This window comes from Mangrovibacillus sp. Mu-81, assembly GCF_036867415.1.
Taxonomy (GTDB): Bacteria; Bacillota; Bacilli; order Bacillales; family Bacillaceae_B; genus Rossellomorea.
The window spans coordinates 13,481-27,049 of record NZ_JBAJHU010000014.1; the positions used below are offsets into that span (position 1 = coordinate 13,481).

Below are 13,569 nucleotides of genomic sequence, written 5' to 3' on the forward strand. Positions count from 1 at the left end.
GGATGAATTTCATCCCCTTTTTATTTTATCCGATCCGCAGACGGCTCCTGATTCTGCTGATTCGATCTCCGAACAGTTTATCTGCAAGCTTGCTTCTGAGGCTCAAGTAGAAATAGACAAGAGCCCCTGCCCCTCCGCAGATGACAACCAGGATGACCGCCTGAAATCCGGATGCCGGGTTGAGGAATTGTTTTAAAATTCCATACAAAATCAGCACAACCACGGCCATGACCGCATTTATAATGCCAATGGCCACCGATCTTCTGATAATGAGCTCGAATTTGTAACGTGCATATTTTTTAATGACATATAAATTAATCACGATCGCAACTGCGTAACCGATCGTTGTCGCGATAACAGCTCCTTGTGTTTCAAACAGTTTGATCAGCGGAATGTTCAGTACCAGCTTGATAAGAAGCCCCACCAGCAAACTGAATATCGTAAACTTCTGTTCGTCAATCCCCTGAAGGATTGCTGCCGTTACGGCATATAGAGCAAACAGTATCGCAACCGGCGCATACGTCCTTAATATGGAAGTCCCCAATACATCACTGTGGTAAAACAATGTATAAGTGGGTTCCGCCAATAAAGCGATGCCGATAGATGCCGGCACGGTCAAGAACAAGAGAATTTGGAATGTCTGGTCAATATTCCGGCGCATCGTTTTGCGGTCACCGCTCGTATATGACGTTGTAATCAACGGAATCAAAGTCATAGAAAAGGCTGTCGCCAGTGACACTGGAATAATCACGAGCTTATGAGTATAAAAGTTCAATACCGCGAATGCATGGTCGGATACTTTGGCATTACCGATATCCGCCATGGCTGTATTGAACGTAATCTGATCAACAAGCTGAAACAATGGATTCGCCAGTCCCACGAATATAAATGGAATCGAGTAAGCAATAATCTCTTTGTACATCTTTGAAAGAGAAACCTCTGCTTGTCCCCTGTCTTCGTCAAGCAGTTCATCCAAGTGAGGCTTCCGTTTAAACCAATACCAGATGAGCACACCGAGACTTGCAAGTCCTCCCACAAATGCAGCAAATGTCGCGACACTGATTGCAGTAGTCACCGATCCGTCCATTAGATGAAGAACCACATAAATACCGCCAAGTAAGAAAACGATCCGGACGATCTGCTCAATTACCTGCGACACTGCCGTCGGGCCCATTGACTGATGGCCTTGGAAAAATCCCCGTATAAGACTCATGAACGGGATGATGATCAAGGCAAAACTGACCGCACGGATCACCGTCGTTACCTGGTCAACCGAGATGACCTGTTCATTACTTTTAATGGTCATTTCTGCAAAAATCGGTGCAAATGCATACATGATAAGGAATGAAAGAATCCCCGTAATCGTCATGAGCAGCAAACCTGATTTAAACAACTTACGCCCGACCGCATATTCCCCGATTGCATTATATTTTGAAACAAATTTGGAAACAGCCAGCGGCACCCCGGCAGTGGCAACGGTTAAGAAAATCGTATAAGGAACATACCCATATTGATACAGCGACGCCCCTTCTTCATGACCCTTCAACAACTCATCAAACGGTATAACATAAAAAAGACCCAGAAATTTAGAAATAAAGGTCCCTAACGTTAAAATAAACGTTCCTTTTATTAATTTAGATGACATAGTATCCCTCTCTAGAAAAGCATGTTCTCATTATTAGAAGCATGCGTAAGTACATCTCGTAAATTTTCACACTATCAGTAGTTTACTACTGTATGTATCGAATGACAATTTTTTTCGGACATAGTATGTGAACTACCCGATGGCCGGGATCCACTAACATGTTTTTTGACTGCAGCTTCCGGTGGTGACAATTATCTGAAACTTTTTTAGTGTACCTGTTTTTGATAATATTAATTGTTGAGAACGTAAACTATAAAGTTGGTGAAAAGATGTCAGCATATGACGTGATTGTTATAGGAGGGGGACCTTCCGGATTGATGGCGAGCATTGCAGCCGCCGAAAACGGAGCAAAGGTCCTCCTTGTAGATAAAGGAACGAAACTTGGGAAAAAACTTGCGATTTCAGGCGGCGGCCGCTGTAATGTGACCAATCGCCTGCCGATCGATGAAATCATCAGGCATATCCCCGGAAACGGCCGCTTCCTGTACAGCGCTTTTTCCGAGTTCAATAATGAAGATATCATCTCTTTCTTTGAAAATCTTGGGATTCAATTAAAGGAAGAAGATCATGGACGGATGTTCCCGGTATCAAACAGGGCACTTGATGTCGTGGAAGCCCTCTTAAACAGAATGAAAGAACTGAAGGTCGAGACCAGAACGAATATCGCAGTCGAAGAAGTGATCTTCGAAGATGGAGAAACGAAAGGGATCCGGCTGATGAACGGCGAGGTCATCCCGGCCAAAGCCGCCGTCATTGCAGTCGGTGGAAAATCAGTCCCCCACACAGGCTCAACTGGTGACGGATACCCCTGGGCAAGAAAAGCAGGCCATACGATCACTGATCTGTTCCCGACAGAGGTTCCATTGACCTCGGATGAACCGTTCATCAAACATAAAGAATTGCAGGGTCTATCGCTCCGTGATATTGAATTGAGCGTATTGAACCCAAAAGGAAAGAAACTGATCACACATAAGATGGATATGATTTTCACCCACTTAGGGATTTCCGGTCCTGCTGTCCTCCGCTGCAGTCAATATGTTGTAAAGGCAATGAAAAAGTGGAACCTGACCCAGGTCACGATGGTCATCGACTCCATTCCCGATACGAACGAAGAGCAGTTGTTCCAAACCTTATTTAAACAAGTGAAAGAGGAAGGAAAGAAAGCAGCGAAAAATATTTACAAAGGCCTGGTGCCTGAAAGGTATTTGTTATTTTTACTCGAAAAAGCCGAAATAGACTCCGATGAAAAGGGCGATCATATTTCCTCGGAGAAAATACGGCATTTCACAAAGCTGTTAAAGCAATTCACCTTCACAGTAAACGGTACCCTTTCAATCGAAAAAGCCTTCGTTACGGGGGGCGGGGTTTCGGTAAAGGAAATCGAACCGAAAACGATGGCTTCCAAGAAAATGGACGGGCTGTTCTTCTGCGGTGAAATACTGGACATTCACGGATACACTGGCGGCTATAACATCACAAGTGCACTGGTGACCGGCCGTCTTGCCGGTTTGAATGCCGCTAAGGTTTAGGCAAAAAAAAGAAAGGTTGATCGTCTTCATTCACCAGACGCATCAACCTTTTTATTTTCGATAAATCACCATGGCCGAGAAGCAATAAATCTGTTCTTCCACCTCTTCTGACAAAGCAGCGATATGGTATTTGATATCGACGATCTTCTTCTCATCTACCTTACTAAGAAAATGATTCATATCCTGCTCCAAATCCTTCTCATGTTCATAATCGAACACTTTCACCTGAATCATTTCTCCCCCCACCTTTACTTAAATTATCATCAGTATTGTCAGATTTTTTAATTTTCAAACAATTATCATAAAAAAAAGCACATCCCCCCTTAAAGGAAAGGAATATGCCGGATTGAACCATTATTTCTTAGGAACCGTTTCACCCGCCCAGTTCATCATACCGCCTTCCATATTTACCACTTTGTATCCCTGCTCCTGCAGATAGTGGGCAACATTTCCGCTGCGGTTGCCAGAACGGCAGATAAAGATATACTCTTTATCTTTATCGAATTCGTCAAGCGATTCTGGGATTTCCCCCATCTTGATATGACGTGCTCCGGGGATCATTCCTTCTGCTACTTCTTCATCCTCCCGCACGTCAACCAATAATAGATTCTCACCATTTTTAAGCTTCGTGTTCAGTTCATCTGTCGTGATCGTTTTGATTTCAGTCATTACTCCTCACCCTTTCACGGTAATCAATTTTGATTATATCAGAGGAATTCCCATTCACAAAAAAATTAAACTCACCGGGGTATACCGTGTAAAATCCTAAAAAATCAGGTGCCGATCAGTCAATCCAGTATCGATAATTCTGTACCTGGTACAAACACCCCGAATTTTATCAGGTACAAAACAACCCGTTTGTGCCTGGCACCGCTACCCTGAGCCTCAGCCAAGCGACAGTCATTCCCGGCACAAAATTCGTAATCCGGTCTATTAAAAAAGGAACAGACCTCAGAAAGGTCCGTTCCTACAAGTAGATTAATTCGCCACGATATTCACGAGCTTGCCAGGTACGGCTATCACTTTGCGAATGGTTTTCCCTTCAATTTGACTCTTGATGTCGTCGTTTTCCATAGCGGTTTTTTCAAGATCATCTTTGTTCATGTCGCGTGGGATCATGACTTTCGCCTTCACTTTACCGTTCACTTGAAGAACGATTTCCACTTCGTTGTCTACAAGTTTTGATTCGTCAAATGCCGGCCACTGGACATAACTAATGGAATCTTCATGACCAAGTTTCCCCCAAAGTTCTTCGGTGATATGAGGCGCGATTGGAGCAAGGAGCTGAACGAAACCTTCCACGTATGCTTTCGGAAGTGTTTCTGCTTTATAAGCTTCATTGATGAAGACCATAAGCTGGGATATGCCTGTATTGAAGCGAAGACCTTCAAAGTCTTCTGTCACTTTTTTGACTGTCTGGTTATAAATTTTATCAAGCTTGCTGTTCTGAGAATCCGTTACTTTGCTTGAAATGGTTCCATCTTCTTCAACAAGAAGGCGCCAGACGCGGTCCAGGAAGCGTCGCGCCCCGTCAAGTCCGTTCGTGCTCCAGGCAACGGATGCTTCAAGCGGCCCCATGAACATCTCATACATGCGAAGCGTATCCGCTCCGTGTGACTCAACGATTTCATCCGGATTTACAACATTTCCTTTTGATTTACTCATCTTTTCATTATTTTCACCCAGGATCATTCCTTGGTTGAAAAGCTTTTGGAATGGTTCTTTCGTTGGAACTACCCCGATATCATAAAGGAATTTGTGCCAGAACCGGGCGTACAGGAGGTGAAGTACCGCGTGCTCTGCTCCACCGATATACATATCGACCGGAAGCCAGTCATCCATCTTCTTCGCATCGACAAGTGCTTCCTCGTTATGAGGATCGATATAGCGAAGGTAATACCAGCAGCTTCCCGCCCATTGCGGCATCGTGTTTGTTTCACGACGTCCCTTCCTGCCTGTTTCAGGGTCTTCTACGTTTACCCAGTCGCTGATGTTGGCAAGTGGAGATTCACCTGTACCAGACGGTTTGATTTCCGTTGTTTTCGGAAGAACAAGCGGAAGGTCGCTTTCAGGAACCCCTGATGTTGTACCGTCTTCCCAATGAATGACCGGAATCGGCTCACCCCAGTAGCGCTGACGGCTGAACAGCCAGTCGCGAAGGCGGTATGTGACTTTTTTCGTACCGATTTCTTTTTCTTCAAGCCAGGCGATCGCTTTTGTAATTGCCTCTTCTTTACCAAGTCCATTCAGGAAATCAGAGTTAACGTGCTCACCGTCACCAGTGTATGCTTCTTTTTCAACTTCTCCTCCGGCAACCACTTCAACGATTGGAAGTTCGAATTGTTTAGCAAATTCATAGTCTCTTTCGTCATGTGCAGGTACAGCCATGATGGCTCCTGAACCGTAGCTTACCAGCACGTAATCAGCAATCCAGATCGGCATTTTGCTGCCGTTTGCCGGGTTGATAGCGTAAGCCCCTGTGAACACACCTGTTTTCTCTTTTGCAAGATCGGTACGTTCAAGGTCACTTTTCGTCTTCACTTTATCAAGGTACGCCTCTACTTTTTCTTTCTGCTCCGTTGTTGTAATTGTTTCAACAAGGTGATGTTCCGGAGCAAGAACGGCATAGGTTGCACCGAAAATCGTGTCAGGACGAGTCGTGAACACATCGAATGACGCGTCATGTCCGTCAATGTTGAAGACGACTTCTGCTCCTTCAGAACGGCCGATCCAGTTACGCTGCATATCCTTGATGCTCTCCGGCCAATCAACATCTTCCAGATCGTCAAGAAGACGATCGGCATATGCGGTAATCTTCAGTATCCACTGCTTCATCGGGCGGCGTTCAACCGGGTGGCCCCCGCGTTCGCTCTTCCCGTCGATGACCTCTTCATTGGCAAGTACCGTTCCAAGTGCCGGACACCAGTTCACCGCTACTTCATCCACGTAAGCTAAGCCTTTTTCATAAAGCTTAAGGAAGATCCACTGCGTCCATTTGTAGTAGCCAGGATCCGTTGTGTTCACTTCGCGGTCCCAGTCATAAGAAAAACCAAGCGCCTTGATCTGACGGCGGAAGTTATCGATGTTCTGTTTTGTGAATTCGGCAGGGTCGTTACCTGTATCCAGTGCATACTGCTCGGCAGGAAGACCGAATGCATCCCACCCCATCGGATGAAGGACATTATAGCCCTGCATGCGTTTCATTCTGGAAAGGATATCGGTTGCCGTGTATCCTTCCGGGTGACCGACGTGAAGTCCGGCGCCTGATGGATACGGGAACATATCCAGCGCATAGAAATTCTTTTTTGACTCGTCTTCCGTCGTTTTAAACGTTTTGTTTTCTTCCCAATACTTTTGCCATTTCGTCTCAACACTTTTATGATCAAAACTCATATTGAGATCCTCCTTTAACTTAATGGTAGAAAAGGTACCGTTACAGACGCTTTTCTTTTTTAAAAAATAAAAAAACTCTCATCCCAAATAAATATTTGGGACGAGAGTTGTGTTTACATACTCCCGCGGTACCACCCACATTAGTGTACGCGCACTCAGCTTCATTCATCCTTAACGCGGAAAACGGCAAGTCTTACTGTGATGTTCACACTTGCAACTCAGCAGGCGAGTTCATGATGATTCCGGTTGACTTTCACCGTCCGTCAACTCTCTAAGACAGAATACATTCACTACTACTCCCGATCAACGTCTACAATTATAGAATCTTTATATGTATTCACTATTTTAGGAGAAAATATTCAGAAGCGCAAGCCTAATGTTGGGGAAATTGGTGAAATAAAGCCCGTTTTTCCGGAGCCAGCGGTATGGTGATGGGATATTTGCTTGTACGTCGGTAAAAAGAAGGTTGAAATCATGTCGAAATCCTGATCTATGGGAATAATCTTTCCATTCAGCAAGTTATTCTTGCTGTAATGGCCATTAATCTTGTCACTTTTGATCCATAATTTGGCGAGAAAACCCACTGATTTTACCAAAATCAACATTAATTTTGCTGTTTAACAATTCATTCCATATCATTCATACAGACCCGTAAACACTTTATTCAAATACAAAAGAATGAACTCTTTTTTCAGTCAGAATTCCCCTCTTCCACTAGTGCACTCTTCTCCCCAGTCCGAATCCCCACACAAAATTCTAATCCTCAAGGCTGAGCCTCCAAGCAGAAAAAAGAAATGACCCTTCACAAAAAGGCCATTCCTCTTCAATCACTATTGAACTGTATATCCTCCATCCAGCACCACTGCCTGGCCGGTGATGCCTTTTGCTGCGTCACTGCACAGAAACATTGTGTAGTCAGCGATTTCTTTGACTTCCAGAAGCCTCTGTTGCGGAACGAGCGGGTAGATGACTTCTTCCAACACTTTCTCGAGAGGTACATTACGTGTTTCGGCCAGATCGCCCAGCTGATTCTGCACCAGCGGGGTATCGACATATCCCGGGCAGACAGCATTTACGGTGACACCATGCGCAGCCGCTTCAAGAGCTGCCACCTTCGTGAGACCGATCACACCATGTTTTGCAGAGTTATATGCAGCCTTGCCTGCAAAACCTACTAATCCATTAATCGATGCCATATTGATGATCCGTCCGAATCCCTGCTCTTTCATGATGGGCAAAGCATGTTTAATCGCGACGAATGGAGCGGTAAGCATGACTTTTAGTAATAACTCAAATTTCTCGGTCGGGAAATCTTCTATCGGCGAAACGTGCTGAAGACCTGCATTATTGATCAGGACATCCAGTCTTCCATAGTGATTCACCGCAGTGGCGATCGCTTCTTTCAAGTCCTTTTCCGAGGTCACATCACAGCGGATGCCGAGTGCTTCATAGCCTTGTTTTTTTAAAGAGAGTGCAGCATCCCCTACACCATCTTCTTTCAAATCTGTCAGTACAACTTTTGCACCGCTCTCAGCAAATTCTTTCCCAATTTCATAACCGATTCCCTGTGCTGCTCCAGTGACAAATACAACTTTATTTTCCACCATGATGAAACTCCTTTCCTAAATGCCTAATCCTAAGCTGAATAAGATGATGGCTATGGCGAGCCCGAGCAATGGCACGATGACCGTAACTGCTCCGACAGCTCCATATGCTTCTCCGTGTGACTCATTACAAATCGAGCGGATGGTGGTCACCACGTAGCCATTATGAGGCAGTGAATCCAGTGCACCGGAAGAAATCGCAACAACCCTGTGCAGCGCTTCCGGATTCACTCCCATATCCATATAATGCGGAGCGATCAGCGGAAGTGCGATTGCCTGGCCACCCGATGCAGATCCTGTCATACCGGCAATGACGCTGACCGCGATTGCGCCTCCGATAAGCGGTGAACCGGGAATGCTGGTCATTACATTGACAGCGGTTTCAAATGCAGGAACGGCTTTTGCCACTCCTCCAAAGCCCACTACAGCGGCTGTGTTACCGATCGCGATCAGCGCTCCGATTGTTCCTTCTGAAACAGCCGGCCAGAAGCCTTTGAAGAACTTTCTATTCAATACATACGTGGAGATGACCCCGCCAAGCAAGGCAATGATCAAGGCTGACTGTTTCATCGAATCGTGGAAAATGAATGAAAGAATCAATACTATCAGAAGCGGGATCAATCCCATCAACGGATTCGGCAGCGGACGGCCTTCGTCGATTACCGGATCTTCTTCGCGGGATTGGAATCTTTCCCCTTTACCTATCGCCTTCTTGATCATACGCTTTAACCACCAATATCCGAAGACCGCCATGAAGACGGCTACAATCAAGCTGACTTCCCAGCCTGCATATGGGGTCGTCCCCAGGTATTCGATCGGGATCCAGTTTTGGATCTCCGGTGAGCCTGCTGATGTCATGGTGAATGTAACAGACCCGAGTGCCAGCGCTGCCGGAATGAATCGGCGCGGCAAGTCTGCCTGTTTAAATAAACTCAAGGCCATTGGATAAACGGAAAACGCCACAACGAAAAGGCTTACTCCCCCGTATGTCAGTACCGCACATGCCGCGACGATGGCCAAAACGGCATATTTCATCCCCAGTTTATCAACGACGAAACGCGATACACTGTCCGCCGCTCCGCTGTCTTCCATCACCTTCCCGAATATTGCACCAAGTAAGAACATTAAATACCAGGCAGCGACAAAGCTCGTGAAGCCGGACATATAGTTCGTGACGAGATCCGCCTGCCCTTCAGATGCAAGCTGTGGAAACAGCGGCATGCCGCTCAATACGGCAACAAACAATGCGGAGATAGGTCCGACAATCAGAATGTTCATCCCGCGCATTGTTAAAAAGATTAATAATATAAGTCCACCAATGAGACCAATCATACTTAACAATTTGTTTTCCCCCTTTTATCAACGATGTTTCTCTCATACCCATTTTGGAATCGTTTACATTTCTGTTCACTCTGTCTCCTTTCTGAAACGATTCATTCACATTCTACTCTTGCAATAATTGTGCCAACTTTCAGAATTGGTGAAATCAGCTTTCTATAAATATTTTTGTCCGGATATCCGGACAAACGGAATATTCATTCACAAGATGTACACACTTACAGGCAAAAAAATAAACAGTCCGGAAAACCGGACTGTTTTCCGATTATCTGGACTGTTCCAGAAGATCATATTTTTTTAATTTTTCATACATCGTCGACTTGCTGATACCAAGCGCCGATGCCATCTTCCTCTTATCTTCTTGAAACTTTTTCATGCTCTGTTCCAACACTTTCTTCTCGGTATCTTCGATGATTTCTTTCAATGTATTTGATTCTACATTGTAAAGATTGCCGGACTTCATGTATTGAGGTAAGGAACTCAGTGAAATCTGATGTTCATTTGATAGGTAGGTGGAGGCATTGATCACATTTTCAAGCTCCCTTAAATTTCCCGGCCAGCTGTAAGAAGTAAAGATATCCAAGACTTCCTGCTGAAATCCCTGTATCCTTTTTCCGGATGATTTCATGGATTTTGCCAGGAAGAAATCCGCCAGCACCTTGATATCGTCTTTCCTTTCACGCAGCGGCGGGATGACGAAGGGAACGACATTGATCCTGTAATAGAGATCACTCCTGAATCTTTTTTCCTCCATCATTTTTTCAAGGGGACGGTTGGTGGCTGCAATGATCCTGACGTTCACATGGTGCACACGCGAAGCGCCGACCGCTTCCACTTCGCCTTCCTGCAGGACCCTGAGGAGTTTTGCCTGCATATTCAAGGGCATATCCCCGATTTCATCGAGAAACAATGTCCCTTTATGCGCAAGCTGGAATTTTCCTTTTTTTCCTCCCTTTTTCGCGCCTGTAAAGGCTCCTTCTTCATATCCGAATAATTCCGACTCTAGCAGTTGTTCAGGAATGGCAGCACAATTCACTTTAATAAAAGGCTGTCCGCTCCTTTCACTGAGCTGATGAATGCTATGCGCAAATAATTCCTTACCTGTACCGCTTTCCCCTCTGATGAGGATCGAGATATCACTCGGGGCGATCATTTGGGCTTTACCCTTTAGTTCCTGGATCAATTCTGATGTACCAATAATGTCATTCAGATTGTACTTGACCCCTGTATTGATATCCTGGATATAGCTTTGAATCTTCGACATCATGTTCTTCACGTGGGAACTCATCTGCATCCATTCACTGGTATCCCGGAAGATTACACTGCCGAATGCACCAATCACTTCTCCGTCCACAACGATCGGTATACGATTTGCAATCATATAATTTCCTTTTATATACTGCAGATCCGCCACTTCTTCGTTCCCGCTGTCCACGACTTTGTGCATCCTTGTATTCTCTATAACATTCGTCACGTGCGTTCCGATCGCTTTGTCCCGGTCGACTTCAAGAAACTTGCAATAATTTTCATTGATGTAGATGATCCTGCCGTCGTTGTCGACCACAACCAGCCATTCAAAGGCATTTTCCAGAATGATTTCAATCATCTCAGCAGAAACTTTCTTCAACAGACTACTCATCTAAAATCCCCTACCCTCGCAAAACCTCGTTTTAACAATATTCTCACTATTATAGTAGCATATCACTTCAAGAAAAACAGAGGATTCCGTAATATTAAAAACGGCTGGAACGGGTTTAGCAAATGCTCTTTGCGGGAACTTTTTATATAAAATATAAGGAGGAGTCCCCATGGAAGTTGATCGATTAAAGATCTATTTTTTGGAAGATGACGGAAACATCCCTAACAACCCGGATTTACCTGTTCTCATCTATAGAGAAGCAGTGGACCATACAGAAAATATCGAGAATGTCTTTCATCAAAATCAATGGCTGAACAGCTGGGTGAACGGCATTCATGATTTTCACCATTATCACAGCAATGCACATGAGGTGCTTGGCGTCAAAGAAGGCGAAGCATCCGTCCAGCTTGGCGGCGACAAAGGGGTGAAAGTCAACGTTCGAAAAGGTGACGTTGTAATCCTTCCCGCGGGAACCGGACACAAAAAGCTGAACTCGAGCCATGATTTTCAAGTGGTCGGCGCCTACCCTGACGGAACTGATTATAATATGAAGGAAGGTACACTGACGGAACGGCCGCAGGTATTGATCGACATCAAACAGGTGCCTCTTCCCAAGCTCGATCCTGTGTATGGTGACAGGGGTCCCGTCATCAAATACTGGCTGCAAAATAAACAAAGAGTGAAAGAATGAGGGAACGTGACATGCACTTCAAGAGGTAAGAATCCCTTATAACCGAACCATTTTAAAAAATATTATTGTATTTGGAGTCATTCCATGTTATTCTATACAAGCGATGAGCTGAATTGTGTAAGTCGGTGATCACGCCTTAACGGCAACAGACTATGTGGAGTTTGCTGATTATCCGCCTCAATTTTTTGCAAGTGGGCTTCCATAGGAAATGGGAGCCCTTTTTATATGCACTGAAAAAGCCAATGAGCAACTCATTGGCTTTTTATTTGTATAGGGTATGATTGTGTTGAGATCTTTCTTAATGGACGGTCATATACACTCGACAGCACTAGAGATACAATGAAAAACCCGATCAGTGTCATGAAGAGTACCTGCATGCTGAACAAGTCAACCAACAGCCCGCCGATGAATGGGCCGATCATGCGTCCCCCCGTTGCCGTACTGTTGACAATCCCCTGATAGAATCCTTCACGGCCTTTCGGTGCGAGTGAATTGGCGATTGTCGGCACGGCCGGCCATATCAGCATTTCCCCGATAGTCAGGATGATCATCGCAATGGCGAACCATTCAAATGTATCCGATACGGAAGCGACACCGAAAGAAACCATGAAGATAACCGTTCCGAGCATGATCTGCAGCTTCAGATTATCTTCGAACCGCTTTATCATTTTAGATAAAAGGGGCTGGGCAAGAACAATCAAGGCACCATTGATGGTCCAAAGCAGACTGTACTGTTTCAAACTGATATTGATTTCCTGTGTATAGGTGGCAATGGTAGACTGCCACTGAACATAACCGACCCAGCACAACAAATATGCTGCACAAATAATCAGTAGTGCGGTCAGCTTCGCTTTGTTTCTGATCACTTTCTTCTCGCTCAGAACGGATGACTGCATTGACGAATCAGCTGAAATGTTACGATAGCCAAAAATGGCGATCAAAAAGAATGCGACATACATCAGTAAGTTAGCAAGGAATATATAACTAAAGGAGAAAGATGCCACCAATCCGCCTAAGGCAGCTCCCACTGCCACCCCGATATTTTGAGCGACATAGACAGAATTGAACGCCTTCCTGCCGCCTTCCGGCCAGACAGATCCAGCCATGGCATACATGGAAGGGAACACAATCCCTGAACCAAATCCAACAAGAGTCAAGAATACAACATAATAAGGCCAGCCCTGCCACAGATTCATACCCACCAGAGCAGTGAGCGTAATGATAATACCCAGTAAAATCGAACGATAGCCCCCTAATTTATCAAAAAGACTTCCCCCGATCAAATTGCCGATGACACTTGCACCAGCATTGACCATCAGCACCAGACCCGCAACGGACAGCGACTTACCGAGGTGTTCATGAAGATAGATCGTATTGAGCGGCCACAAGAAGGAAGAACCAGTGACATTCACCATCATCCCGATGACAAGCAACCATAGTGATTTAGGCATTTCCAGCTTCCCTTTCCACCATTTATTTCGAGTCCCAAAAGAATTTTACTCCTTTTAAAGTGGAGGGGCAAGAACTATTTTTGAAAATTTTTTGGAGGGGATTTAAACGGCAGGGGAACGCCTGGAGCCGGGGGTGCCAGGCACAATTCCATCGTTTTGTGCCTGGCTCAAATACACCGTTCTGTGCCTGGCACCACTCGTCACATGCCATGCCACTTACCACCCGCCACTCCAACCGCCCAACAACCAATCCCTCTCACTAGAGGGATTCCCATTTCT

10 protein-coding genes and 1 other annotated feature are annotated in these 13,569 nt (G+C 45.2%); of the genes, 2 read left to right on the top strand and 8 right to left on the bottom strand.

Going from position 1 to position 13,569, the window contains the following annotated elements; translation table 11 throughout:
* Positions 1–25: 25 nt before the first annotated feature.
* Positions 26–1,645, bottom strand: coding sequence for a putative polysaccharide biosynthesis protein (locus V6B33_RS19485; protein ID WP_334219345.1), 1,620 nt, complete (start codon positions 1,643–1,645; stop codon positions 26–28).
* A 317-nt stretch (positions 1,646–1,962) separates the two neighbouring features.
* Here V6B33_RS19485 and V6B33_RS19490 point away from each other — a divergent pair, with 317 nt between their 5' ends.
* Entirely contained in the window at positions 1,963–3,174 is a 1,212-nt protein-coding gene (locus tag V6B33_RS19490; protein WP_442915571.1) for an NAD(P)/FAD-dependent oxidoreductase, read from the top strand.
* A gap of 51 nt (positions 3,175–3,225) precedes the next feature.
* Here V6B33_RS19490 and V6B33_RS19495 read toward each other — a convergent pair whose 3' ends face one another.
* The 6 genes from V6B33_RS19495 to V6B33_RS19520 form a co-directional block, all read right to left on the bottom strand.
* Entirely contained in the window at positions 3,226–3,408 is a 183-nt protein-coding gene (locus V6B33_RS19495) for a sporulation protein Cse60 (protein WP_334219347.1), read from the bottom strand.
* A 120-nt stretch (positions 3,409–3,528) separates the two neighbouring features.
* On the bottom strand, positions 3,529–3,843 hold the full coding sequence (locus tag V6B33_RS19500) for a rhodanese-like domain-containing protein (RefSeq protein WP_334219348.1): 315 nt from the start codon (positions 3,841–3,843) through the stop codon (positions 3,529–3,531).
* A gap of 309 nt (positions 3,844–4,152) precedes the next feature.
* Positions 4,153–6,567 (bottom strand): leucine--tRNA ligase, encoded by a 2,415-nt coding sequence (gene leuS, locus V6B33_RS19505; RefSeq protein ID WP_334219349.1) that lies wholly within the window; start codon positions 6,565–6,567, stop codon positions 4,153–4,155.
* Between the two features lie 93 nt (positions 6,568–6,660).
* Positions 6,661–6,883, bottom strand: a binding site (T-box leader).
* Between the two features lie 514 nt (positions 6,884–7,397).
* A complete protein-coding gene (locus V6B33_RS19510) occupies positions 7,398–8,174 on the bottom strand; it encodes a 3-hydroxybutyrate dehydrogenase (RefSeq protein WP_334219350.1) in 777 nt (258 codons plus the stop codon).
* Positions 8,175–8,189: 15 nt separating this feature from the next.
* Positions 8,190–9,512, bottom strand: a complete 1,323-nt coding sequence (locus V6B33_RS19515; protein ID WP_334219351.1) for a GntP family permease — start codon at positions 9,510–9,512, stop codon at positions 8,190–8,192.
* Between the two features lie 262 nt (positions 9,513–9,774).
* Positions 9,775–11,148 (bottom strand): sigma-54 interaction domain-containing protein, encoded by a 1,374-nt coding sequence (locus V6B33_RS19520; RefSeq protein ID WP_334219352.1) that lies wholly within the window; start codon positions 11,146–11,148, stop codon positions 9,775–9,777.
* A gap of 169 nt (positions 11,149–11,317) precedes the next feature.
* Between V6B33_RS19520 and V6B33_RS19525 the strand changes: the two genes are divergently transcribed.
* Complete coding sequence (locus V6B33_RS19525; RefSeq protein ID WP_334219353.1) at positions 11,318–11,839, top strand: cupin domain-containing protein; 522 nt, start codon at positions 11,318–11,320, stop codon at positions 11,837–11,839.
* A gap of 251 nt (positions 11,840–12,090) precedes the next feature.
* On the opposite strand, the gene V6B33_RS19530 is transcribed toward V6B33_RS19525, so the two are convergent.
* Positions 12,091–13,290, bottom strand: coding sequence for an MDR family MFS transporter (locus tag V6B33_RS19530; protein ID WP_334219354.1), 1,200 nt, complete (start codon positions 13,288–13,290; stop codon positions 12,091–12,093).
* Positions 13,291–13,569 lie beyond the last annotated feature (279 nt).